This window comes from Cysteiniphilum sp. JM-1, assembly GCF_008711525.1.
GTDB lineage: Bacteria > Pseudomonadota > Gammaproteobacteria > Francisellales > Francisellaceae > Caedibacter.
The window spans coordinates 1-25,807 of record NZ_VXKS01000026.1 but is presented as its reverse complement, the minus strand read 5'-3'; the positions used below and the strand labels follow the sequence as shown (position 1 = coordinate 25,807).

Sequence of the window (25,807 nt, the reverse complement as noted above, 5' to 3'; positions counted from 1 at the left end):
ACAGCGACTGCCTAAGCAACCTTTGACCCGAAGGTGTCATGCGGTATTAGCAGTCGTTTCCAACTGTTGTCCCCCACTGTACGGCAGATTCCTACGCGTTACTCACCCGTCCGCCACTATCTTATTCCCCGAAGAAAACAAAACCGTTCGACTTGCATGTGTTAAGCATACCACCAGCGTTCAATCTGAGCCAGGATCAAACTCTTCAGTTTAAATCCTTAGATCATTAATTCCTGCAAAAAACAAGAACTAACAATCCGCAAAAATTTTTGCTCAAAGTATTTAAGTATCTACATTTTATATCTCTTTAAACATCTTGAAAACCTTGCTACCAAGGCATTCTCACGAACATTCTCGCTGAGAACGAGGTGCCATTATACACACCAATTCTCACCCCGCAACCCCTTTTTTCATCTTTTTTAACTTTTACAGCTTTTTATTGAATTTTGACTGAAAAGCGACCTGAAAACCCATAGCATTGCTTTATTTTAGACCACCGAGAACAGTGTTCATTACTTAACACCCCTGTTTCAGTTTGACAAACCCCTATTTTAAACTTTAATGTAAGCATAGGAAATGACGACTCAACTGCTAAGGATGCTTTATGCGAGCGGGATATTTTATACTTTTTATCACATCGGTTTTACTTATAAGTGGCTGCAATGACTCAACACCCTCTTACCAAGGATATACGGAAGCTAATCTGCGCTATCTATCATCACCGAACTCATCTTCACTTAAGACGCTTTATGTGCACAAAGGTGAATTTGTGAAAAAAGGCACGCTTATCGCCACCTTAGATGACATGCCGTACAATGCCCAACTCACAGGCAATATTGCCAAAATCAATTCACAAAAAGCACTATACCATGATCAACAATCTGGTAAGCGCGAAGAGTTTATTAGTGAGGTTGAGTTCCAGATTGAAGCAGCCAAAGCCAAACATCTCTACGCCGAACAGCAATTTGAACGTGATAAAAAACTCTTAGCAGATAAAAGCATTTCTCAATCACAGTTTGATCAAAGCAAGAGTATTGAAAAAGAAACCAGAGAAACCTTGAGCTCTTTACAATCCAAACTGGCTTCATTAAAGCTGCCCGCGCGCCCTTATCAAATTAGCTCACAACAAGAAAACGTTAAACAAGCCGAGTCTGAAAAAGAAATTGCCGATTGGACATTAGCCCAACTTAATATTAAAGCGCCTGATAACGGTTATATCTATGACATCTTTTATTGGCCTGATGAACAAGTGCAGGCTTATCGCCCTGTTGTTTCTTTTTATATCCCTTCAAAGATGCGTATTATCTTTTATGTGCCTGAACGGATTTTAAAATCATTGCACCTAGGTCAGCCTATCAGCTACACAATCGATAACAATGATACTAACCAGCAACACGCCACGATTTCTTATATCTCACCAAGCGCTGAATACACCCCGCCGGTTATTTATAGTCAAACCACCTTGGATGATCTGGTTTTCCGCGTTGAAGCAAGACCTGATAAAGTGGGCTCGGAAACTCATCCAGGTCAACCAGTTCGTATATTCTTAAACTAGGCTTGGAGAATATCTATGCAAACATCTTTTGATCAAGCGTTTGATGAACAACCCATTATAAAAGTTGACGGACTATGCAAATCCTTTAGTAGTCAATTAGTAGTTGACCATGTCAATCTAACCATTAATCAAGGTGAGATTTATGGCTTTCTGGGCCCTAATGGCTCAGGGAAAACAACGACAATACGTATGCTAAGCGGTCTTTTGCCACTTGATGCGGGCGAAGGAACTTGTTTAGGGTTTGATGTTAAAACCCAAGGCAATCTGATTCGACTTAATGTTGGCTATATGACGCAAAAATTTTCTCTCTATGGTGATTTAACTGTTGAAGAAAACCTATTATTTATTGCGCGCATCTTTGGTTTGAAAAGTCCACGAACAGCAGTAGCACGTGCTATTGATCAATTAAAGATTGGCAATGCCCGCAAAAAACAAAAGGCAGCTGAGTTATCCGGTGGTTGGAAACAACGCCTAGCTTTAGCCTGTGCTACCATTCACAACCCCAAGCTTTTGCTACTTGATGAGCCCACCGCAGGCGTTGACCCCAAAGCCCGTCGCGAGTTTTGGGATGAGATTCACAGGCTGTCATCAGAAGGTGTCACTACTTTAGTCAGCACACACTATATGGATGAGGCTGAGCGTTGCCATAAACTCGCTTATATTGCTTATGGCAAACTGCTTGTAAAGGGCACCTTGAAAGAAATCATTCAACAGTCTGAATTAAATACGTTTGAGATCATCGGCCCAAGACTGCAGTCGCTTAAATCAAAGCTTGAAGGCATCTCGCAAATTGAGCAAGTCTCTTTATTCGGTCAAACACTACATGTCTCTTCTAAAAAAACAACCGCACTTGACGACATTTTAGCGCATACACTAGCTAGCGATTACCAACACCATCAAATCATGCCAACACTGGAAGATATATTTATCCATTTAATGCTAAACAATAAGGATAATTTCTCATGAGTTTTGCTATTAACTTAAGACGCTTACTCGCCATTTTATTCAAGGAGTTTGTGCAAATGCGTCGCGATAAAAGCACCATCATGATGCTTATTGGGATCCCTATTGTGCAATTAGTTCTTTTTGGTTATGCCATTAATCTTAATCCCAATTACCTACCATCGGTAGTGATCAACAATGACCCAAGCCAATTCACACGCACATTAGTTAGCGGACTGCAGAACACCAAATACTTTGAATTTACCAGCAATAAAATGGGTTTCAATGAAGCGCAAGAGGCACTTGCGCGTGGTAAGCTGTCGTTTATCTTTGTTATTCCGGCTGATTTCACACAAAAATTGATTCGTGGCGAGAAACCTGAGCTTTTGGTGATCAATGATGCGGCAGAGCCTTCTGGAGGTGTTAATGCCATTTTGGCGCTTAATAAATTGGCTGAGACCGTTTTCAATCATGATTTAAGCAAAAATGGTTTGCAGTATCTCAAAACCGATGACCCACCTTTTAAGTTAGTCGTCCATTCCAAATACAATCCCGAAAATGATACGCAGTTTAATATAGTGCCAGGACTAATCGGCGTTATTTTAACCATGACAATGGTTATGGTTACTTGCTTATCAATTATTCGTGAATGGGAAAGCGGCACGATTGAGACATTACTGGCAACACCATTAAGACCGTTGGAGGTCATGCTTGGCAAGATTATTCCTTATCTGTTCGTGGGTTACGTGCAGATGTTTATTATTCTATTTGCCGCATTCTTTCTCTTTGATGTACCGATGAATGGCAGTCTTGGCACATTACTGATTTACACATTACCGTTTATCTTAGCCAATCTTTTTGTTGGCATTTTGTTCTCAACCCTTTCAAGCAGCCAGCTGCAAGCACTACAAATGACGATGTTCTTCTTTCTGCCGTCTATTTTGCTATCAGGCTTTATGTTTCCATTTTATGGGATGCCGCGCTGGGCACAGATTCTTGGTGATTGCTTGCCTTTGACACATTATTTAAGAATCGTTCGCGGCATTATGTTAAAGGGCAATGATTTTGTTACGGCAATGCCTGAGGTTGGTGCTTTGCTTTTATTCACGGTGATTATTGGCATTATTGCAATGTTACGTTACAAGCAAACATTATAATCGTTTTATTATTCTCCAAGTCCTAAGACTGAATCGGCATATCATCACGCGCATTAAGCTCATCAAATGCTGCGACCATGATCATAATAATAAATGGCAAAGTTAATGCATCGACAAAGACAATAACAACATGCTCAATGCCAAAGTTCATATCACCAGCATGACCTATTGCCATAAACAGCGCATAAACAACATACTTAAGTAAAAGCACTAACATCACAATAAAGCCTAATTGCAAGGCATAAAGAAGATTGCCTGTTAATAAGCGAAAATTCTCACGAAAGCTCATCCACACACCCACATTACCAAGAAGCACCGTCGGTAATAAAATAAGCGTAAAACTTGCCGCTAACCACAGACCAAATATATTTAAGAAACTTGCCAAAAACCATAAAAAGCCATTTAAAATGCAAACCATTAAGAATAAGGGAAAGCGCTTTTTGAAAATGACAAATGCTTTTTTGATCACCTCTTTTTGTGCAACACCTTCTTTAAGATAATTACCACCAACACATACCAAAAGCCCATAAACACACATGGTCACAAACATCGAAAACAAACCTAAAAATGCCAAGAACTGCGCATCTGGCAAGCTATCTGGCAATTTCCCTGATTGCATATAGCTTTGTATCGCCTCGCCAACACCCGAGTTTAGCGCATATAGTTTAAAATACTCCGCAATCGCCGCACTGATAACTGCCAATAAAAAGCACGATTTTAGTGTTGCACGATACATCTGCCATGCACTTTTAAGGGTGTTAACAATAGCACCTTTATTTTTCAACATTGATTATTTCCGTAAAGCCATTTGACCTAAAAAAGTTATTGTGGCAGATTAATCAAATCTTATAGTTATAGCAATGCTTAGATGGCAGGAATTTAAATATGGAATTCTCAGATCGCGTTAAAGATCATTTTAGTAACTCAATTCAAACAAGCATCCTCATTGCCGATGGCTTAGCCGATGCCATCGCTCATGCCGGTCAAGTGTTGGTGTCAAGCATTTTATCTGGCAAGAAGATTTTAAGCTGTGGCAGTGGCGGATCGGCAGCACTTTCTAATTACTTTAGCACCCAGCTTTTACACAAATTCTCGATGGAGCGCCCGGCATTACCCGCCATCTCTTTATCTAGCGATAGCGCGACATTAACGTCTATTGCAAATGATCACAGTTTTCGCTATGCCTTTTCACAGCAAATTAGTGCTTTAGGGCAATCTGAAGATATTTTGTTATGCATGAGCACCTCAGGAAATGCAGAAAGTATCGTAGAAGCGATCAAAGTAGCACACGAAAAAAATATGCATATTATTAGCTTAACCGGCAAAGATGGTGGTAAGATACGTGCCATGTACAGGCCGAGTGACCTTGAGATTTGCATCCCTTCTGAGCAAGTTGCTTGTATCCACGAAGGACAACTGACAATTATCAACTGTCTTTGTGAAGCAATTGACCACGGTCTCTTTGGCGTATAACCAAATATAAATATTAGTGATAAAAGTTATAACTATGAAAAAACAACTTGTTTTTCTCGCTGCGTGCGGAACACTACTACTTTCAGGGTGCAGTATTTTCACACCCTACACACCACCGATTCAGCAGGGCAAGATCATTTCTCAAGACATCATGAAACAGATCAAACCTGGCATGACCAAAGAGCAAATTAAGTACATCCTAGGCACACCGGATGTCATTGACCCTTTTGCCCAAGATCAGTGGAACTATATCTATAGCTTCCAAAACTCATTTGATGCCCCGCGCTCGGAAAAACAACTCATTTTAACATTCAAAGATAACAAGCTCGCGCAAGTAAGTGGTGATTACTCACCACCTGAAACCGTTTATATCAGCAAGTAATTCTTGCCATCACATAGATAATTCAACTTTTTCCACCTATACTGTCTAGCATGTAATGGATAACCATTTGATTGCTTATGACTCAGCACGGAATCAGTAGTTTTCTACTTAGCCAAAACCTTATTAATAATGATGATCTTGAACAAGCTATTGATGAAATAGACAATAGCAATGAGCCGCTTATCACTCATTTGATCAACAAGAAGCTCCTTGATGCCAATGCATTTGCTATTGAATCATCGCAATTTTTTAACTTGCCTCTTTTTGATCTGAATGCTTATGATTTGGATTTTTTCCCACGTGCTTTTTTGGATGAGCGTCTAATCAATGACTACGTCTGTTTGCCACTTTACAAAAAAGATAACACATTACTATTAGCAACCAGTGATCCATTAAACCTAAACGCCGTACGTGAGTTTCGCTTTTTCAGCAATCTAGATATTGAACAAATCATTGTTGATGACACACACCTTAGACGCTTTATCAAAGAAGTGACCGAGAACACCACTGACAATGCTATGAAAACGCTTGAAGGCATGGATCTTGAAGAAATTGACCTTGATATTGTTGAGACTGATGACTTTGAAGATGATGATGACTTTGGTGATAACGATGAGCCGGTGATCAAATACATCAATAAGATTATTGTTGATGCAATTAATAAAGGCGCTTCGGATATCCACTTTGAACCATATGCTACAAACTTCAGAATTCGTTATCGAATTGATGGACTTTTGCAAGAAATTGCCACACCTCCTCTTAAAATCGCAGCTCGTACTGCCGCTAGAATTAAAATCATGTCGCAATTAAATATTGCAGAGAAACGTATTCCGCAAGATGGACGTTTTAAGTTAAAGATATCCAAAACACATGTCATTGATTTCAGGGTCAGCACCTGTCCAACGGCATTTGGTGAGAAAGTTGTTTTAAGGATTTTAGATCAGGCAAAAACTAATCTTAGTGTTGATAAACTTGGTTTTGAGCCGCACCAACAAGAAATTTATCTTGCAGCATTAAAACAATCTCAAGGCATGATCTTGGTAACAGGTCCAACAGGAAGTGGTAAAACGGTCACACTTTATACTGGACTGCACATTATCAACACCATTGATAAGAATATCTCAACCGCTGAAGATCCCGTTGAGATCAACGTTAATGGCATCAATCAGGTGCAAATCAATAACAAGCAGGGTCTGACCTTTGCCCGCGCCTTAAAGTCTTTCTTACGTCAAGATCCCGATATTATTATGATTGGTGAAATTCGTGACTTTGAAACAGCAGATATTGCCATTAAAGCCGCACAAACGGGGCATTTGGTATTATCTACTGTGCATACCAACAGCGCACCGGAAACCTTAAACCGCCTATTAGACATGGGGATTCCGCACTATAACATCATCTCTTCTGTGTCATTGATTATCGCGCAGCGTTTGGCACGTAAGCTGTGCCCGCATTGCAAAAAGCCAGCGCCTGATATTACCCGTGAATTATTATTAGATATGGGCATTCGCCCAGTTCATGTTGAAAAAGAATTTACCGCATATACCAATGATCCACAGGGTTGTGCGCGTTGTTTTAAAGGGTTTCGTGGACGCGTTGCTATTTATGAGGTGATGCCGTTGAGTCTGGCGATGAGTCGCTTGATTGTCGAGGGTCGCAGCACCTTAACACTTGCTGAACAGGCACAGCGCGAAGGGATTGATAATCTACAGCAGTCTGCTTTAATCAAGGTAGTGCATGGTGTCACTTCAATTGAAGAAGCACATCGCGTTACCTCAATGTAATACTGATCAAGGTGAATGGATGAAAACAGCAAAAAAAACCAGTATCAAAAAGCAAACGTTTCTGTGGTCTGGCTATGATCGCCGCAGCATTAAAACCAATGGTGTTATTGAAGCGATCAACATTGATCTTGCCAAAGCACAGATTGAGCGCAATGGTATTAAAATCAGCAAAATCAAAAAGCAACCGATTGAGCTATTCCCGCAGCGTATTAAAGAGGCTGAGATTACCTTGCTCGCGCGACAATTAGCAACCATGGCGCATGCCGGGGTGCCGATTATTCGCGCATTAGATACGATTATGGAATCAAGCAAAAATACCTCATTTAAGAAGCTTCTCATTCAGATCAAACAAAACGTTGAGAGTGGTAACTCTTTTAGTGACACCCTCAAGATGCATCCCAAATACTTTGATAAACTCTTTTGTAGTTTATGTGCCGCCGGTGAAGAGTCGGGAACGCTTGATGTTATGCTTGATCGCGTTGCCTCACATCGCGAATCAGTGCAAAGCATTAAGAAGAAAGTCAAAAAAGCACTAACCTATCCTGTGATGGTCATTGGTGTCGCGATTATTGTGACTTGGGTTTTATTAAACTATGCAGTCCCTGCATTTGCTGATATCTTTATTTCATCCGGTACTAAACTGCCGACCATCACCCAAATCACCATTGATATTTCTGAGTTTAGTCAGAAATACTGGTGGATTTTAGTTGTCGTCGTCGTTGCAATCATCGTGCTCTTTAAAGTAGCTAAAAAACGCTATCCCAAAGTGCAAGTATGGATCGACTACACTTTACTTAAAGTGCCTGTATTAGGTAAAGTCATTCAAAAATCCTCTCTTGCCCGCTTTGCGCGCACGCTCGAGACTACCTCTTCAGCGGGGATGCCCTTGCTTGATGCGCTAACAACGGTTGCCAATGCGACAGGTAACTCGCGCTATGAAAAAGCGACATTATTTATCAGAGATGAAGTATCCAAAGGACGCACAATGTTGCACGCTGCCTCTGAAACCCATGTCTTCCCAGGGCTTATGCTGCAGATGATCTCGGTAGGTGAAGAATCAGGGCAAGTTGAGGAAATGCTTGCCAATATTGCTAAGATTTATGAGGAAGATGTCGATGTCCTTGTCACTAATCTCAGTAGCGCCTTAGAGCCGATTATTATGATTATCTTAGGTTGTATCGTTGGCTTCTTGGTTGTCAGTATGTATGTGCCGATGTTTAGTCTTGGTGAGGCGCTTTAATTCGCACAATCATCCATGCCGTTTAATTTACCCTGGGCTTTTAAATCACTTAATGCTTTCCAGCTACTATCACTGCACCCTTGCGGTTGAGTCTTTGGCATGCACCATGCAGTCCAAGTTCCTTTATCAACAGTTTGTAGGCATTGCTTAAAACCCGGTACTTGCAAATAAGCAGGCGGCAAAACTTGAGTCGTTTTCATATTCACATCCTTTGTCGTTGAGTGATCAGTATCCTTTTGCGCCAAGGTCACATAGGCACTCATTACCATTTTTTTAGAAACGCTAAGATTATCGTTATTGCTTGGTGCAGCATCTGCCAACATATTCATTTTAGTGTACATAACCGCACGCGGCTCAATAGCAGATTCATTAATGCTGTAACTCACCGAGCGAATGAAATAATGGCTATTGGTTTTGCTATTGAAGTCATTCACATATTGCTCAATCGACTGATACATCGAAATCATCGTATTGTCTTTGGCTTGATCTAGCATCTCAGGGGTTGGGTCGAAATTAACGACCTCAACTTTGAAGCGACTATTATTTGAGTTATTGTTCTTCAATTCTTTTTGTAAGATTTTAATTTCTTCACTGGTTAAACGTGCTTGAATAACCAAGCGAATGTTTTGTGCACCACTATCTGCTTGTGTTTCTTTATAATCAACAACTTTCCAATCAATCTTTGGTAAAACTCCCGATAGATTTTGAATCGCTGCTTTTTGAATAATCGTATTATCACCCTGCAAAGCAGTTGCATTAACGATAATATTAACAAGCGCAGTTGTTGATTTAACGATGACCTCGCTACTTTTAGAAAAGCTAATCGTTGACTCTGAAGGGGTGTTATTATCAGCATAGGCATTTAGACACAACAGTGACGCTGCACTCAATAAGATGATTTTTTTTGTTTTATTCATTAAATTCTTCCTAAACAATATGTATTTGACTTAACGCTGATAATTCTATCTTTTTTGAATAACAACCACTACCTTGATCCAGCATTTACTTGCAAATCCATACCTTATCTACCATACTTTGAGGACATTTGACTAAACGGATTTATCCCACGATGACCAAAAAACAATTAATCAATGCGACACTTATCGGATCATTCGCAATGATATTAAGCGCTTGCACACAGAATCAATTTAGTGCTTTTAACTCGCCTAATGCTGATAGCCAACCGAAAACACCTGGCTATTACAATCCCAATGATCAAAACTATGCCATGCCACAAAACCAACAACCGATTGTTGAAAATCAATTCTACTGGAAAGACTCTCATGACAAATCGGCTGTTGCTCCTGAGTGATTAGGTATTTTTGTTATCGTTACGATCTTTATCTGTATTGGATTTATCCAATCCTAACAGCTTAACTTTATTCACTTGCAGCTTAATACAGCATATTGACACGGAACCAAAAAAAACCCGAAAATGCCTCCTAACCCTCTCCAGAGCCAAAGGTCGAACGTTCAAATCGTCTCGGGTGCGCCACTCTTAAAACCTTATAAGTAATGGAAAAACCCTATTTAATTTCAGCCTAGCTCAAGAAGACACAACTTCCAACGCCATACTCAAATGATGACCTTGACGCTGTAGATACTGTAAGCGCTTTTCTTTCTCCTTTGGATCTTGCGCTTTATCACTATATTTCTTTTGATAGCATAATTCCGCCTGTTCAAACCAATCGATATCAAGCGCATTAATCACCTTTTCAAAAATAGTAATATCTATCCCTTTTTCATATACAAGCTTTTGTTTAATCCGCAACAAACCATAGTGTTTATACAAAGCACTTTTAATCATGAGCTCAGCACAGCGCTCATCTGATTGCCAATGATTATCGACAAACTCTTGTAGTAAGTTCTCGATCTCAGTCAACGGGATATGGTTGCGCTGAATTAATTTTTGCTTTAGTTGCGCATAGGAATATTCTTGCTTAGATAACAGATAAAAAAGATAATCGCGCTCGCTATTATTCTTCGGCATCGCTGGCTACTGATTTTTCCTTTGCCGTATTCGGTAGCAAGGTCGTCATTAATGCTTTGTGTAAACTCTCTTTAACCTGAGGATTTTCTTTCAGATACACACGCACATTATCTTTCCCTTGTCCAATTCGATCACCATTGTAGCTGTACCACGCACCGGCTTTATCGACTAGGTTATATTTAACCCCTAGATCAATTAACTCTCCTTCAAGAGAGGTTCCTTCACCATAGAGAATATCAAACTCTGCCTGCTTAAATGGTGGCGAAACTTTATTTTTAACGACTTTAACCTTGGTCTCATTCCCTAAAATTTCGTCACCCTTTTTAATCGGGCTGCCACGACGAATCTCTAAACGCACTGATGCGTAGAACTTTAAAGCATTACCACCTGTGGTTGTTTCAGGGTTGCCAAACATCACACCGATCTTCATACGAATCTGGTTAATGAATACAACCAATGTATTAGAGCGTTTGATATTTGCTGTTAATTTACGTAAGGCTTGTGACATTAAACGCGCCTGCAAGCCCATATGTGAATCACCCATTTCACCTTCAATTTCGGCTTTTGGCGTCAATGCAGCAACCGAGTCAACAACGACGATATCAACGCCACCTGATCGCACCAACATATCGGTAATCTCAAGCGCTTGCTCACCTGTATCTGGCTGTGACACGATTAAACTTTTAAGGTCAACGCCCAAAGCTTCGGCATATACCGGATCAAGCGCATGCTCAGCATCAATAAATGCCGCTGTTCCGCCATTTTTTTGGCACTGGGCAATTGCTTGTAATGTTAATGTCGTTTTACCTGAAGATTCCGCGCCATAGATTTCAACCACACGTCCTTTTGGTAAACCACCAACCCCTAGAGCGATATCTAAGCCAATTGATCCTGTGGAAATAACATCAATATCTTTAGCTAAATCAGTATCGCCCATACGCATAATTGAGCCTTTGCCAAACTGTCTTTCAATTTGCGCTAATGCTGAGTTTAATGCTTGTTCTTTATTGCTCATAAACTTCCTCGAATAGATAAATATTTAAGATTTAAACCACGGGAATTAATGTAACATTTATGCGGAATGAACAAAAGGGATAATACTCTACACGCGACAAAAAGAAATATTGTAGCTTGTGGCATCTGGTGTTGGCGCGCTAAAGGTAATCATCTTTTGTAAATCACCATACACTTCTACTGGCGTCCATGGCTGTGGTTGTCCGACATTGAAACCACTTTTATCTAGCCATTGCACTTGATACTGGAAGTTTTGAGTTGCTGATTTTTTGTTTTGCACCAAAACTTGCCCTTGGATAGTATCACCTGCTGAGGTTCTTACCACTGGCTGCATGGCTTTTAGCTGACCAAATCCAGAACCAAAACTCTCTGCAGAGGTTGCATTGGCTGGAATTGTAATACAACGACTGGCGCACCCTGTTAACCCTAACGCTAACAAAGTGGCAACACTTACATATTTAAGCTTAATCATATCCATCTTTATAACTCCTTTGATACGTAAATAAACAGTATTAGCTGAAATAAAAAATACACTTATGATGATTCAGATAAGAAACTCTTTAATGTTTCAGAGCGCGATGGGTGTCTTAACTTACGCAGTGCCTTTGCCTCAATCTGACGAATACGCTCACGCGTCACATCAAATTGCTTACCAACTTCCTCTAATGTGTGGTCGGTATTCATATCAATACCAAAGCGCATACGCAAAACTTTTGCTTCACGCTCGGTTAGTGTGCTTAGAATATCTTTAGTCACTTCACGCAAACTCTCGCTTGTCGCGCTATCCACTGGTGAATCAGACACTGAATCTTCAATAAAATCACCCAAATTAGAATCTTCATCATCACCAATGGGTGTTTCCATCGAGATCGGCTCTTTGGCAATTTTCATGATCCTGCGAATCTTATCTTCCGACATATCAATATGCTGGCTTAACTCCTCAGGAGTCGCCTCTTTACCTGTTTCTTGTAAGATTTGACGCGAGATACGATTAAGCTTATTAATCGTCTCAATCATATGCACAGGAATACGAATCGTGCGTGCTTGATCGGCAATTGAACGGGTAATTGCTTGGCGAATCCACCAGGTTGCATAAGTGGAAAACTTATAACCACGACGGTATTCAAACTTATCAACCGCTTTCATCAAGCCAATATTACCTTCTTGAATCAAATCCAAGAACTGTAAGCCTCTGTTGGTGTATTTCTTAGCAATTGAAATCACCAAACGCAAGTTAGCCTCAATCATCTCTTTTTTAGCGCGTCGGGCTTTTGCTTCACCTACTGAAATACGTTTGCTTGCTTCACGCAAATCATAAATTGACATATCCGCGCGATCTTCAATTAATCCTAGTTTTACCTGAATTGCTTTAGCATCTTCAAGCACATTGACAAGATCCGGATGCTTATCAATACAGCCATCTAACCAGTCAGTATCGGTCTCACGCCCTTGGAAACGTGATACGAAATACTGCTTAGGCATCTTGCCTTTTTCAACACACAAACGCATGATTTTACGATCATGTCCGCGAATTTCAGTCACCAAGCCACGAATTGAGTTAATCATGCGGTTCAATTGCGCACTGGTATAACGCATACTTAAAAATAATACCGATACTTCACTGGCTGCATTAATATATGCTTTACTGCCTACTTCTTGATCTAACAGGTAATTAAACTTAGCTTCAAGCTCCGCAAATTTTTGTGCTGCCACTTCAGGGTCAGGACCTGTATCTTCCGCGGTATCCACGGTGCCGCCACTTGACTCCTCTTCTTCATCATCAGAGCTAGCCTCTTCTGCTTGATTTTCCTCTAAAGTATCCTCAGGATTGTCAAGCATCGAACCGACATCTGTGCCTGATGCGTCAATTTCATCGCCTTCATTGAAGCCCGAGATTAAATCAGAGAACTTAATAAACTTATATAACGGAGTTTCCTCTCTTTCTTCATCCTCAAGCTGCATGTGATCTTCACGTGCCGCATCGGTTAAGTCTTGATAGCGACCTAATAATGACTTAATGACATAAGGGTATTCAGACAGCGCATTAAGTACCTCTTTAGTACCTTGCTCAATCCGCTTAGCAATTTCAATCTCGCCAGAGCGTGTTAATAGATCAACCGCACCCATTTCGCGCATATACATTCTAACGGGATCCGTCGTGCGTCCAAAGTCACCATCAGAAGATAAAGCCTGTACTGCATCATCATCTGATGTGTTTTCTGATTCAGCTTCAAGTAATAACAAATCTTCCGCGTCAGGTGCAGATTCAAACACCTTAACACCGACATCATTGATCATCTGAATCACTTCTTCAATGCGCTCAGGGTCAGTAATCTCATCGGGTAAATAATCATTAACATCGGCATAGGTCAAATAGCCTTGTTCACGTCCCAATGCTAATAACTCTTTGATTCTTGAGAGCTGTTGTTCTTTTGTTTGATCTGACATTAAAATCTCACTTCTAAGTTTCTTAACTACTTATTTACTGAAATTATGCACTTTCTCTCTTTCAACACCCCGCCTCGCAAGCTAGGCACCCCTCTTGCAAAGAGGGGAATGTAAAATCAACCTTTGCCCAATTCCCCTCTTCACAAGAGGGGTGGCAGCCGCAGGCTAACGGGGTGTTTTTAAAGTCATAGTTTTTTCTAAAATGCGTAACTTCAGTTATTTACATCGCTAAGCGCGCGCATGAAAAGCGACCTATCAACGTCCAAATCACATCGATGATCACACCCAATACACTTACCCCTTTGGCGATTTAGCAACATAAATCAAGTGTAGCTATATTTTTTCTACTTTGTATAAAATTGCTTGCATTCTTTGTTTTTCTGTCGCTGTTAAGATAGATGTTTTTGCTTTTAATATCAGGTGTTCTAATTCGTTTTGACATGCCTGCTTCATTATCTTATCTAACATCGCCATTAATTCATCAATAAGCTGCACTGCATCAAGCTCACTTTGTGCTTGCAATAGCTGATAGAAATACGCCTTAAATTGCGGATATTTTTCAACAAGCATTTGCACAAGCACAGCAGAAGACAGCCCGCTATTTTGCCTGATTACTTTCAAAGCATCAAGCAAAATAAAGTGCTGCTCTGTTACACACTCAAATTCTACTGCCGGTTGCGCACTTAACGCATCATGCACTTCTGTTGGCATACTTAACAAATATGCTAGAGCCTTCTCAACTAGGCTCAGCTTATTAACATTTAATTGCCAACGTTTTAGCTGCATGTTGTTATCATTTTGTTTTACATCATGCGCCTTTTGTTTGATCATTCGTTGCAACTGCAACGAAGACACATCAGTTGCTTTCGCTAACTGCTCAATAATCATCAGCGTATAGGCACTTTCAGGAATGGCTTTTAGCACTCGCTTTGCCTCTTCAATCAATTGCGCCAGGCTATCCGCGCTAGTTAAATCATATTTACTTAATAGATTTTGGATAAAGAAATCTGCTGCACTTAAGGCTTCTTTTAAGGCACTTCTAAAACCTTCTAGTCCCCTTTCTTTGATAAATGAATCAGGGTCATGTTCTTTGGGCAATAGCAAAAACCGTGCTTTTTTATGCTCATCAAGCACAGGCAGAACCATCTCAAATGCCCTTAACGCTGCATTTTGCCCAGCTGTATCACCATCAAAGCATAAAATAATCTCTGAAGTGTGGCGAAACAATGTCTTTAAGTGTGATGCTGATAAAGCAGTTCCTAATGTCGCAACTGCTTTGGTATAGCCATGTTGATGTAAGCCAATGACATCCATATAGCCTTCAACCACCATGATATGCTCAGGATTTTTATGCTGCTCTTTAAGCTCATATAAGCCATATAGCTCATGACTTTTAAAAAAAACCGGCGTTTCAGGCGAGTTAAGGTATTTAGGATTCGCATCTTTATTAGGTAATACACGTCCACCAAAGCCAACAACTGAACCTTTACGATTGCGTATCGGAAACATTAAGCGCTCACGAAAGCGATCATATGCTCCACCTTTATCTTTACGAATCACTAAGCCTGCCTGATCCAAAACATCCAGTGAAAATTGTTTTTTCAGCACATCATACAATGCTTGCCATTGATTGGGCGCATAACCCATCTGAAAATATTTCGCTGTTTTTGCCGAGAGTTCTCGCGATTTAATATACTCGATAACTTCATCCTTATCGGCATCAAAGCGCAAACACCATTGAAAATATTTATTGGCTGCTTGTAGGGCGTCATAGATTGATTGAGTGAGTTTATCTTTGGATTGATCTTTCGCACTTTGGTCATAAGGCACTTCAAGATTCTGCATTAATGCAAGCTCTTCAACTGCCTCAATAAAACTCAAGCTATTATAATCTGCAATAAAATCAATCACATCACCCGAGGCATGACAGCCAAAGCAGTGATATAGTTGCTTGTCGGGACTGACTGAAAATGATGGCGTTTTTTCATTGTGAAACGGGCAGCACGCCATGAAATTTTTGCCCGTTTTTTTGAGCGTGACATATTTTGAAATAACGTCAACAATGTCCGTCGATGCGACGATTTGACGGATGAAATCAGCGGGAATATTCCCCTTCATGGCAATGTTTTACGATAATTGTGATTTAATCATTGAACCGACTTTGCCCATATCAGCGCGACCGTTAAGCTCTGCCTTGATCACACTCATAATCTTACCCATATCCTTCACTGAAGAGGCGCCAACTTCTAAAATGGCACGCTGAATAATTTCAATAATCTCGTCTTCTGATAGTGGTTTTGGCAAATAAACTTGTAAAATCTCAATCTCATCAAGTTCTTTTTGCGCAAGCTCTTCTCTGCCGGCACGCTTAAACTGCTCTGCAGAGTCTTTGCGCTGTTTGATCATTTTAGTCAGGATACTGATCACATCATCCTCAGTTACCTCAACACGCTCGTCGACCTCTTTTTGCTTAAATGCCGCCAACGCCATACGGATCGTTGATAAACGGTTTTTATCTTTGTTTTTCATTGAGGTTTTCATATCTTCAACAAGACGTGCGCGTATTTCAGACATTTGCTAAATCCTAACAGTTTTATTTATTTGATAAATTTTATATATTTTTAGTTTGCATAAATAGAACAGCCAACTACACCGTTAAAGCATAGCTGGCTGACTATTTATTGCAATCTTTTTTACTTCTCTTACTTCCTAGCGGCGAGCTGCTGCTGGAGTTGAACGCATAGACTGCTTCATTGAACGCTTAACTGCTGCTGCTTTTTTGCGCTTGCGCTCCCATGTTGGCTTCTCATAAAACTCTCTACGACGAAGCTCAGAAACGATTCCCGCTTTTTCACAGCTACGCTTGAAACGGCGCAATGCAACATCAAACGGTTCTGTTTCTCTTACACGTACTGCTGGCATACATCTCACCTCGCTTAAATGCCATCTAAATTTTTCTTAAAATCAATTATCTAATTTACACGCTTCTGATTCATTTTATTGAACACTCTAAAGACAGCTAAAATTAAATGCGCGCTAAGTCTACAAACTTTTCTCTTAAAAGGCAAATGACTTTTGCAATAAATTCGGTAACCGTTTACTTTAATTCAATACGTTGAACAAAGAAAAGCACCAGAGTTACAAGGGAGACAACAATTTTGGTATTTTGCAGCATTCCACTCATCATTTTGAACATATTTCAATCTAATAATGTTCGCACTATACTAAGCCACAATCCCAGCTCACAGATTCTAATAAATGCCAAATCATACGAATTGTTGCAATGAATAAATTATTACTATCAGGTGCGATACTCCAAGTTTCGATTTGCAAGCTAGCGCGCTGTGAGATGGACTGGCAATCCAGTTTTGTCAGGAATGATAACCTAGCAACCGCAACAACCTGTCATTATTCACGAATCACCTTTGCCATCGATCATTACCATCCATGGCAGCTACGCATTGGATCTGAACACCCCTAGCTTGCGGATAACTCTGCTATTCCTAAGTCATGCGTTCTTTGCTACACTCTATGCCAATACTGGTTTTACTTAAAGACATAATAAGCGCATGAAAAAATTACCAATTGGCTACTCAACCCTTGAGAAAATGCGTCAACCCAATATGATTTACGTTGATAAAACCAAGCATTTACTTAATTTAATTGAGCAAGATGCCTACTACTTTTTATCCCGTCCGCGACGCTTTGGTAAGAGCTTAACTATTGACACCTTAAAGCAGCTATTTCTTGGCAAGAGTGAGTTGTTTAAAGGCTTATATATTGAAGATAAATGGGATTTCAATGAAATATTTCCTGTCATTCATTTTAGCTTTGGTGGCTCTAAGGCAATCAATAGCGAAAAGACCTTACTCGAAATTATTGACCAGACATTACTTAATACCGCCAAGGCGTATGAAATTGAACTCCCCAACTTAGAGTACAGCGCTCAATTTGATGTATTAATCAAAGCATTAAAACATAAATATAATCAACGCGTCGTATTCTTAGTCGATGAATACGACAAACCCATTCTCGATGTCATTAGCGAGTCTGATAAGGCACTGCGCAATCGCGAGATCCTTAAAGGGCTGTATAGTGTTATTAAAGACAACGATGCCTGTTTACGCTTTGTCTTTTTAACCGGAGTGTCTAAGTTTTCTAAAGTGAGCCTGTTTAGTGGTTTGAATAACCTAAAGGATATCTCCTTTCACTATCGCTATGCAGATTTATGTGGCTACACCCAAGAAGAGTTAGAAAGCACCTTTGATGATTATCTACACGATGTTGATCTTGGCAAACTCAAAGCCTGGTATAACGGCTATAACTTCGCAGGTTCTGAAAAGCAAAAAGTCTATAACCCTTTTGATATCTTGCTTTTTCTTGACAATGCTAATCAGTATCAAAATTACTGGTTTGAAACTGGCACACCAAGCTTTCTGCTTAAGATCATCGAGCAACAACGTGCGATTATTCCTGATCTTGAGAATTACGAAGCAAATTTAAACATTATCAATAGCATCGATGTTGACAGTATTCCTATCGCAGGATTAATGCTGCAAAGTGGTTATTTGACCATTAAAGATACCATCGACTATGGTGGCTTACTTTGGTATCGATTAGGCTACCCCAATCTTGAGGTGCGCAGCAGTATTAACCAGCACTTTACCAAACTAGGCACAACCACCGAAGCCGCCAATGCTAATCAGCTTGCCATTAACCGCGCACTATTAAGCGATGATTGGCAGCAATTTGCTAAAGCCATTCAAAGCTTTTATAGCAGCATTCCTTATGATTACTACAGCAAAACACCATTACATCGCTATGAAGGTTATTATTGCGCGATTATTTATAGCTATTTTGCCGCCCTTGGTTATGACGTTAAACTAGAAGATCATACCTCTGAAGGTCGCATCGACATGTCGATTATTATTACGGGTAAAAAAGTCATTATTTTTGAGTTTAAGGTCAGTCAAGGTGAAGATTTGGCCGCAAAAGCCGTACAGCAGATTATCGATAAAAACTATGCGTTGAAATTTACCCATCTTGAGCTACCAATCTACCAAGTGGGGATTTCATTTGACTATAACTTACGGACAATCAATGGTTTTGAGGTTGTTGAAAAATAACCAAAGGAATTATTCACAAAAAACCACCGCCATCGATCATTACCATCCATGGCAGCTACGCATTGGATCTGAACACCCCTAGCTTGCGGATAACTCTGCTATTCCTAAGTCATGCGTTCTTTGCTACACTCTATGCCAGTAATGGTTTTACTTAAAGACATAATAAGCGCATGAAAAAATTACCAATTGGCTACTCAACCCTTGAGAAAATGCGTCAACCCAATATGATTTACGTTGATAAAACCAAGCATTTACTTAATTTAATTGAGCAAGATGCCTACTACTTTTTATCTCGCCCACGACGCTTTGGTAAGAGCTTAACTATTGACACCTTAAAGCAGCTATTTCTTGGCAAGCGTGAGCTGTTTAAAGGCTTATATATTGAAGATAAATGGGATTTCAATGAAATATTTCCTATCATTCATTTTAGCTTTGGGCGATCTAAAGCCGTGTTTTCTGAAGAGTCCTTACTACAATGGATTAGCCGTGAGTTAAGCGATAATGCTAAACGTTATAATGTTGAGTTAGACACCAGCATGCACTATGACCTGCAACTTGATCAGCTCATTAAAACCTTATATCAAAAATACAATCAACGCGTTGTATTCTTGGTCGATGAATACGACAAACCCATTCTCGATGTCATTAATGAATCCGATAAGGCGCTGCGCAATCGCGAGATTCTCAAGGGTCTTTACAGTGTCATCAAAGATAATGATGCTTGTTTACGCTTTGTCTTTTTAACTGGAGTATCTAAGTTTTCTAAGGTAAGTTTATTTAGTGGTTTAAACAATTTGGAAGACATCTCCTTCCAAGCACGATTTGCTGATCTATGTGGCTACACCCAAGAAGAGTTAGAAAATACTTTCGATGATTATCTACCCAATGTTGATCTTGGCAAACTCAAAGCCTGGTACAACGGCTATAATTTTGCAGGTTCTGAAAAACAAAAAGTCTACAACCCTTTTGATATCTTGTTATTCTTTAGAAATCAACAGTATCAAAGTTACTGGTTTGAAACTGGTACACCCACTTTTTTAATCAAGCTCATCAGCAAACGCCGCGACATAATTCCTGAGCTTGAGAATTATGAAGCAACGCCTGATGCGTTAAATAGCATTGATGTTAACAATATCCCAATTGCAGCATTAATGCTGCAAAGTGGTTATCTAACGATAAAAGAGCAATTTTATTTTGGTCAAGATCTTTGGTATCGTTTAGGCTACCCAAATTTTGAAGTGAAAACGGCCCTAAATAGACAACTGACCAAAATTGGGCTTACTCAGGAAGATGCCACCGCCAATCAACTTGCCATTAACCGTGCGTTATTAAGCGATGACTGGGGTCAATTTGCTAAAGCCATTCAAAGCTTTTACAGTAGCATTCCCTATGATTACTATAGCAAAACACCATTACATCGCTATGAAGGTTATTATTGCGCGATTATTTATAGCTATTTTGCCGCCCTTGGTTATGACGTTAAACTAGAAGATCATACCTCTGAAGGTCGCATCGACATGTCGATTATTATCACGGGTAAAAAGGTCATTATTTTTGAGTTTAAGGTCAGTCAAGGTGAAGATTTAGCCGCAAAAGCCGTACAGCAGATTATCGATAAAAACTATGCGTTGAAATTTACCCATCTTGAGCTACCGATCTATCAAGTGGGGATTTCGTTTGATTATAACTTACGCACCATTAACGGTTTTGAAGTCGTTGAGAGGTAATCAAAGTCATTATTCACAAAAGACTACTGCCATCGATCATTACCATCCATGGCAGCTACGCCTTGGATCCTCGCGCCTTCCTGGCTCAGGATGACAAGTCAGAGGAGTATCATTGCGAGCAGAAGCCCAAGAGAATCGTCATTGTGAGCAGGATGCGCGGCAATCCAGTTTCACCATGGACGATAACCTAGCACAATCGCAAGCCAAGAAACGCTGTGAAATAGCCTCTTATAGGTATATACTGCCTAGCAATAATAAGCTTCGCTCATTTATCTTATGCATAAAAAACCACACGATCAAACCACGCACTTTGGCTTTGAAGAAGTCAACTGGGAAGACAAACAGCAAAAAGTCGCCGATGTCTTTCATTCGGTGGCAGCAAAATACGACATTATGAATGACGTGATGTCATTTGGCGTACACCGTTTATGGAAGAAAATCGCCATTCAGAAAGCCTCAGTCAAATCAGATCAAAAGATTCTTGATCTAGCAGGTGGTACGGGTGATTTGGCTTATCAATTCACCCAAAAAGTCGGTGATCATGGCAAGGTAATATTAAGTGACATCAATGCATCAATGCTAAATGTTGGTCGTGAGAAACTCACCAATCGTGGTTGTGTTGGCAATATCGAATATGTTCAAGCCAATGCCGAGTGCTTACCCTTTGCCGATAATACATTTGACTGCATCACGATTTCATTTGGTCTTAGAAATGTGACCGATAAAGATGCGGCATTAGCCTCAATGCAACGCGTATTAAAACCAGGTGGTCGTTTGTTGGTACTTGAGTTTTCAAAGCCAATCCTGCCATTATTAAGCGAGATTTATGATCAGTATTCTTTTAAGATTCTACCGTTTATGGGACAGCTCATTGCCCAAGATGCCGATAGTTATCGCTATCTTGCGGAATCTATTCGCAAGCACCCAGATCAAGACACACTAAAAGAGATGATGCTAAATGCGGGCTTTGATAAGGTAGATTATCAGAATATGACTGGCGGCGTTGTTGCCTTACATATGGGTATTAAATACTAAGGTGATCAAATGAATGAACAAATGATCATTAAATCAATTAACCTCATACTCGATAAAGTACTTAGCTTAGATCCACAGAAAACCTATTTGCTCGAAAAGCTGAATAATCAGCCTCTTTATATTGCCATTAATGATCTTAATCTATGTTTTTGTTTTGAACCAAGTGAAGATAAGCTTATATTTGAATTAGCTGAAAGCACCCACTCAGCCAATCTACTGACAGCAAGCTCGGGAACATTAATCGCAATGGCATTAAGTCAACATCCACAAAGCCATATTCAACAAGGTGATGCTAAGTTCATTGGTGATATGCATGTGCTTGAGCGTTATCGCGACTTCTTCAAAGCGATTCGCCCTGATCTGATCTTCACACTAACTTCAGGCCAAACGACTTCACTAAATTCTTTTTTAGCCAAACCGCTTGATATCATTAAAGCATGGTGGGTGACAAGCAAAGAGCGTCTGCCGCATGAATTGAGAGAATATATTCAATATGAAAAAGAGCTTTTCCCATGCAAAGAAGAAGTCGAGGATTTCTTCAGTGACATTCAGCTGTTAAAACAGGACTTAGAGCGTATCACTACCAAGATAACTCGCCACATTAATGCCAATGGTGATCAGCATGACTAAACTTAAAAAATGGCTACGCCTGATCTATATTGGTTACGTGCTAAATAAATATAACGTCACCACAATGATGGCTGATTTACCCTTATTGCGCGTACTTAAAATCACGCTTATCTTTAACCCTTATTATTGGTTTGCAGGCAATAAGCTTGATCGTGGCACGCGCTTACGTTTAGCACTAGAGACGTTGGGACCTATCTTTATTAAGTTTGGGCAAGCACTATCTACACGTCGCGATTTATTACCGCATGATCTTGCGAATGAACTTGCCAAGCTACAAGACAAAGTACCACCTTTTTCGGGCGAATATGCACGTAAAGTGATTGAAAAGGCATTGCAGCAACCGATTAATGACGCTTTTACACAGTTTGACATCACCCCTTTGGCATCAGCATCGATTGCTCAGGTGCATAGTGCTACACTTGCCAATGGTCAAGAAGTTGTGGTCAAAGTCTTGCGTCCAAATATCGAAAAAGTATTAGTACAAGATACAGAGCTATTAAAGACCCTTGCACATATGCTTGAGCGTTATGTGCCGGCAACGCGGCGTTTACGTCCCGTTGAGGTCGTGGCTGAGATTAGTCGTAATCTTCTTGATGAGCTTGATTTACAGCGCGAGGCTGCCAATGCCTCACAACTAAAACGCAACTTCAAAGACAGTCACATTCATTACGTGCCTGAAGTGTATTGGCAATATTGCCGCAGTAATCTATTAACCATTGAGAAAATAAAGGGCATCCCTGTCTCTGATATTGACACATTAAAATCCCTTAATACCGATCTTAAACTCTTAGCTGAGCGTGGCGTTGAAATCTTCTACACACAAGTTTTCCGCGATTGTTTTTTTCATGCCGACATGCATCCAGGCAACATTTTTATCGATGCAACCAACCCACAAGATCCTAAATATATATCTATTGATTTTGGCATCGTCGGCACGCTGACACGCGAGGATCAGCGTTATCTGGCTGGTAATTTTCTAGCCTTCTTTAATCGTGATTATAAAAAGGTAGCTGAGCTGCACATCGAATCAGGCTGGGTTCCCTATGATACCCGTGTCGATGAGTTAGAATCGGCGATCCGCACCGTATGCGAGCCTATTTTTGAAAAGCCATTAGCGGATATCTCATTTGGCTATACCTTAATGCGTCTATTTCAAGTAGCTAGGCGCTTTAATATGTCTGTGCAGCCGCAATTAGTACTATTACAAAAGACTTTATTAAATATCGAAGGCTTAGGACGAGATCTCTATCCTGAGCTTAACCTATGGGCAACTGCTAAGCCATTTTTAGAGAAATGGATGAAGACGCGTGTTGGCTGGCAAGGCTTTATTAAGCGTTCAATGGCAAGCATTCCTGATTTGAGTGAACGTTTGCCTGATGTGCCTGAGCTGTTATTTGACTTATTAAATGCTCAAGTTAATCAGGCTAAGCGTGATAGCTTAGCACCACCAGATCAAAGCAAAGAGGTTAAGCACTCTAAACGCCACGGTGTTATGATTGGCTTTGGTATTTCACTAACCGCACTTGGTATTATCTCCGGGTTTCAAGGTGAGCTATTAAACACCTTGCATCAGTTTATTGACAAACATTATGCTGTTGTTGCTGGGGTTGGTGTGGCACTGTTACTATACACTTTTTTCTCAAAACAAAAGGATTAGATCAATGAGTGATTGTATTTTTTGCAAAATTATTAATGGTGAAATCAAATCAAATAAAGTCTATGAAGACGCTGATATTTTGGCGTTTCATGATGCTTTCCCTGTAGCTGAAGCGCATGTGCTTGTTGTCCCTAAAAAGCATATCGATAGCTTAAATCATCTTGAAGATGAGGATATTCCTCTTGTTGGTAAAATTAATTTAGCTATCCCTAAAATTGCACAAACTTTGGGGCTTAAAGCAGGCTTTAAGACTTTGATAAACACTGGTAAAGCAGGCGGGCAAACTGTTTATCATCTGCATTACCATATATTAGGTGGGCGCTTTACCAAAAAGGATGCGTTGCTACACACTTAATTTTCTTTGGTAAACTCAGCTGTTGTCGTGATTTGTGCCAAACGCGATAGTGCACTTAAACTTGCTTCATGCGACTCTTTGGTTGCTGCATTACAGGCATCAGCAACAATAACCACTTGATAATCACGATCATGCAACTCGCGTGCTGTCGCTTCAACCACATAAGTCGTTGATACGCCACAAATGATTACGCGTTCAATTTTATTTGCCCTTAATACAGGTTCCAAATTCGTGCCATATAATGCACTCACGCGGTGCTTAGTAAGAATGACATCTTGAGGCTCTACATCCATTTTTTCGTGAAACTCAGTTCCCCATGTCCCCAGTTTTAATACACCGTATTCTGGCGCCTTACCGAACATCGGCGAATGCTGAGGGCACTCTTGATAATGTGCTTCAAAACCTACTTTAACATGCGCAATCAGCACCTTATGTTTTCTTGCCCAAGCGATGATTTGATTGGCTTTTTCCATCGTCTCATGCTCAATAACTCGAGCAGCATTATGTGCACCAAAAGCACCCTTTGGATCTACGATCTCGTTAATAAAGTCTGCAACTAAGACTAATGTGTTTTGCATGATAAATTCCTTAAGTTATATGATATTTCATTTAGCTCCAGTCAGTGATATATAGCTAAACAATCGTTTGTTGGTAATCATAGATATTAAGATCGAGCCTGAATATGACGGTTTACTGTCACTCTCAGACTTGACCCGAAAATCCAAATGAGGTGATTTAAACGCCATATGCAACGGCTCTAACTTCGCTCAGCCAACGTTCGTACTAACAAGCTCGCGTGTTATAACAACACAACTCAACGCCACTTAGTTTAATCCAAAATAATACTAAATTGCTAATGGTAAAAACTAAATAGCTATATAGAAACTTTAAAGATTACATCCATCCAAGGCACAAAATTCCTTATCAAAAGCATACCCATCATAAATCTTTTTGCGGTGTTTGGTTGTAAAATAGTTTGTGAAGATTTTGGCAAGTTGGATTGCAGGTAATAGCTAGGACTATTATCAAAATTCAACTTGCTAAAAACACGCAAAATATAAAGCAAAAAAATTCGTAACTACCCAGCAGGTTAGATTTTGATAAACAGTAATTTTTGGAAATTTTTCCAGATTTGATATTTTCATTTGCAAATAAATATGGCGTAATTTGATCGATGGATATGAAACTAGAAAAAATGATTCAAGAGCTATTGGCTAGAATCGACACGCTTGAGCGTGAAAATGCTCGATTAAAAGAGGAAATTGAGCAACTTAAGAAGCGGCTTTCTAAGA

Annotated in this window: 25 protein-coding genes and 1 rRNA gene; 15 read left to right on the top strand and 11 right to left on the bottom strand. The window is 40.0% G+C overall.

What is annotated here, in order from left to right; translation table 11 throughout:
• A 16S ribosomal RNA gene (locus F3D68_RS10115) occupies positions 1-212 on the bottom strand; the annotation flags it as partial.
• A gap of 392 nt (positions 213-604) precedes the next feature.
• Between F3D68_RS10115 and F3D68_RS10110 the strand changes: the two genes are divergently transcribed.
• The 3 genes from F3D68_RS10110 to F3D68_RS10100 are packed head-to-tail and all read left to right on the top strand — an operon-like array spanning position 605 to position 3,654.
• Entirely contained in the window at positions 605-1,555 is a 951-nt protein-coding gene (locus tag F3D68_RS10110) for an HlyD family secretion protein (protein ID WP_151194316.1), read from the top strand.
• Positions 1,556-1,570: 15 nt separating this feature from the next.
• On the top strand, positions 1,571-2,521 hold the full coding sequence (locus F3D68_RS10105) for an ATP-binding cassette domain-containing protein (RefSeq protein WP_151194315.1): 951 nt from the start codon (positions 1,571-1,573) through the stop codon (positions 2,519-2,521).
• Entirely contained in the window at positions 2,518-3,654 is a 1,137-nt protein-coding gene (locus F3D68_RS10100; RefSeq protein ID WP_151194314.1) for an ABC transporter permease, read from the top strand. The genes F3D68_RS10105 and F3D68_RS10100 overlap by 4 nt, the downstream gene beginning before the upstream one ends.
• Positions 3,655-3,676: 22 nt before the next feature.
• On the opposite strand, the gene F3D68_RS10095 is transcribed toward F3D68_RS10100, so the two are convergent.
• Positions 3,677-4,441 carry a hypothetical protein gene (locus F3D68_RS10095; RefSeq protein WP_151194313.1) on the bottom strand — a complete coding sequence of 255 codons (765 nt, stop codon included), beginning with the start codon at positions 4,439-4,441 and terminating at the stop codon, positions 3,677-3,679.
• Between the two features lie 98 nt (positions 4,442-4,539).
• On the opposite strand from F3D68_RS10095, the gene F3D68_RS10090 reads away from it, so the two are divergent.
• The 4 genes from F3D68_RS10090 (at position 4,540) to F3D68_RS10075 (ending at position 8,533) form a co-directional block, all read left to right on the top strand.
• Positions 4,540-5,127 (top strand): SIS domain-containing protein, encoded by a 588-nt coding sequence (locus F3D68_RS10090; RefSeq protein WP_151194312.1) that lies wholly within the window; start codon positions 4,540-4,542, stop codon positions 5,125-5,127.
• Between the two features lie 34 nt (positions 5,128-5,161).
• On the top strand, positions 5,162-5,509 hold the full coding sequence (locus tag F3D68_RS10085) for an outer membrane protein assembly factor BamE (protein WP_151194311.1): 348 nt from the start codon (positions 5,162-5,164) through the stop codon (positions 5,507-5,509).
• 77 nt (positions 5,510-5,586) lie between these two features.
• The gene (gene pilB / locus F3D68_RS10080; RefSeq protein WP_151194310.1) at positions 5,587-7,293 is read left to right on the top strand and encodes a type IV-A pilus assembly ATPase PilB; all 1,707 of its coding nucleotides are present in this window, start codon (positions 5,587-5,589) and stop codon (positions 7,291-7,293) included.
• 19 nt (positions 7,294-7,312) lie between these two features.
• Positions 7,313-8,533, top strand: a complete 1,221-nt coding sequence (locus F3D68_RS10075) for a type II secretion system F family protein (protein ID WP_191092795.1) — start codon at positions 7,313-7,315, stop codon at positions 8,531-8,533.
• Here the strand turns inward: F3D68_RS10075 and F3D68_RS10070 are convergent.
• Positions 8,530-9,450, bottom strand: coding sequence for a hypothetical protein (locus tag F3D68_RS10070; RefSeq protein WP_151194308.1), 921 nt, complete (start codon positions 9,448-9,450; stop codon positions 8,530-8,532). The genes F3D68_RS10075 and F3D68_RS10070 overlap by 4 nt on opposite strands.
• Positions 9,451-9,602: 152 nt before the next feature.
• Here F3D68_RS10070 and F3D68_RS10065 point away from each other — a divergent pair, with 152 nt between their 5' ends.
• A complete protein-coding gene (locus F3D68_RS10065) occupies positions 9,603-9,845 on the top strand; it encodes a hypothetical protein (RefSeq protein WP_151194307.1) in 243 nt (80 codons plus the stop codon).
• A 234-nt stretch (positions 9,846-10,079) separates the two neighbouring features.
• On the opposite strand, the gene F3D68_RS10060 is transcribed toward F3D68_RS10065, so the two are convergent.
• The 7 genes from F3D68_RS10060 to rpsU all read right to left on the bottom strand — a co-directional run bounded on the left by F3D68_RS10060 (position 10,080) and on the right by rpsU (position 16,907).
• Positions 10,080-10,523: a regulatory protein RecX gene (locus F3D68_RS10060; RefSeq protein ID WP_151194306.1), complete on the bottom strand. Its 444-nt coding sequence runs from the start codon at positions 10,521-10,523 to the stop codon at positions 10,080-10,082.
• The gene (gene recA, locus F3D68_RS10055) at positions 10,510-11,538 is read right to left on the bottom strand and encodes a recombinase RecA (protein ID WP_151194305.1); all 1,029 of its coding nucleotides are present in this window, start codon (positions 11,536-11,538) and stop codon (positions 10,510-10,512) included. Before recA ends, F3D68_RS10060 begins: the two co-directional genes overlap by 14 nt.
• A gap of 87 nt (positions 11,539-11,625) precedes the next feature.
• The gene (locus tag F3D68_RS10050; RefSeq protein WP_151194304.1) at positions 11,626-12,015 is read right to left on the bottom strand and encodes a DUF1425 domain-containing protein; all 390 of its coding nucleotides are present in this window, start codon (positions 12,013-12,015) and stop codon (positions 11,626-11,628) included.
• 56 nt (positions 12,016-12,071) lie between these two features.
• Positions 12,072-13,985 carry an RNA polymerase sigma factor RpoD gene (gene rpoD, locus F3D68_RS10045; protein WP_151194303.1) on the bottom strand — a complete coding sequence of 638 codons (1,914 nt, stop codon included), beginning with the start codon at positions 13,983-13,985 and terminating at the stop codon, positions 12,072-12,074.
• A gap of 333 nt (positions 13,986-14,318) precedes the next feature.
• Positions 14,319-16,103, bottom strand: coding sequence for a DNA primase (dnaG, locus tag F3D68_RS10040; RefSeq protein WP_151194302.1), 1,785 nt, complete (start codon positions 16,101-16,103; stop codon positions 14,319-14,321).
• A gap of 9 nt (positions 16,104-16,112) precedes the next feature.
• The gene (locus tag F3D68_RS10035; protein ID WP_117002908.1) at positions 16,113-16,559 is read right to left on the bottom strand and encodes a GatB/YqeY domain-containing protein; all 447 of its coding nucleotides are present in this window, start codon (positions 16,557-16,559) and stop codon (positions 16,113-16,115) included.
• A 135-nt stretch (positions 16,560-16,694) separates the two neighbouring features.
• A complete protein-coding gene (gene rpsU, locus F3D68_RS10030; RefSeq protein WP_117002909.1) occupies positions 16,695-16,907 on the bottom strand; it encodes a 30S ribosomal protein S21 in 213 nt (70 codons plus the stop codon).
• A gap of 361 nt (positions 16,908-17,268) precedes the next feature.
• Here rpsU and F3D68_RS10025 point away from each other — a divergent pair, with 361 nt between their 5' ends.
• The 7 genes from F3D68_RS10025 (at position 17,269) to F3D68_RS09995 (ending at position 24,515) form a co-directional block, all read left to right on the top strand.
• Positions 17,269-17,466, top strand: coding sequence for a hypothetical protein (locus F3D68_RS10025; protein WP_151194301.1), 198 nt, complete (start codon positions 17,269-17,271; stop codon positions 17,464-17,466).
• Positions 17,467-17,554: 88 nt separating this feature from the next.
• Complete coding sequence (locus tag F3D68_RS10020) at positions 17,555-19,111, top strand: ATP-binding protein (RefSeq protein WP_151194300.1); 1,557 nt, start codon at positions 17,555-17,557, stop codon at positions 19,109-19,111.
• Between the two features lie 170 nt (positions 19,112-19,281).
• On the top strand, positions 19,282-20,838 hold the full coding sequence (locus F3D68_RS10015) for an ATP-binding protein (RefSeq protein ID WP_151194299.1): 1,557 nt from the start codon (positions 19,282-19,284) through the stop codon (positions 20,836-20,838).
• Positions 20,839-21,114: 276 nt separating this feature from the next.
• Positions 21,115-21,873: a bifunctional demethylmenaquinone methyltransferase/2-methoxy-6-polyprenyl-1,4-benzoquinol methylase UbiE gene (gene ubiE / locus F3D68_RS10010; RefSeq protein WP_151194298.1), complete on the top strand. Its 759-nt coding sequence runs from the start codon at positions 21,115-21,117 to the stop codon at positions 21,871-21,873.
• Positions 21,874-21,882: 9 nt separating this feature from the next.
• A complete protein-coding gene (locus tag F3D68_RS10005) occupies positions 21,883-22,503 on the top strand; it encodes an SCP2 sterol-binding domain-containing protein (RefSeq protein ID WP_151194297.1) in 621 nt (206 codons plus the stop codon).
• Positions 22,496-24,160, top strand: a complete 1,665-nt coding sequence (gene ubiB / locus F3D68_RS10000) for a ubiquinone biosynthesis regulatory protein kinase UbiB (RefSeq protein ID WP_151194296.1) — start codon at positions 22,496-22,498, stop codon at positions 24,158-24,160. Before F3D68_RS10005 ends, ubiB begins: the two co-directional genes overlap by 8 nt.
• 4 nt (positions 24,161-24,164) lie before the next feature.
• On the top strand, positions 24,165-24,515 hold the full coding sequence (locus tag F3D68_RS09995; protein WP_151194295.1) for a histidine triad nucleotide-binding protein: 351 nt from the start codon (positions 24,165-24,167) through the stop codon (positions 24,513-24,515).
• Here the strand turns inward: F3D68_RS09995 and F3D68_RS09990 are convergent.
• A complete protein-coding gene (locus F3D68_RS09990) occupies positions 24,512-25,093 on the bottom strand; it encodes a cysteine hydrolase family protein (RefSeq protein WP_151194294.1) in 582 nt (193 codons plus the stop codon). The two genes, F3D68_RS09995 and F3D68_RS09990, sit on opposite strands and share 4 nt — an antisense overlap.
• Positions 25,094-25,807: the final 714 nt, after the last annotated feature.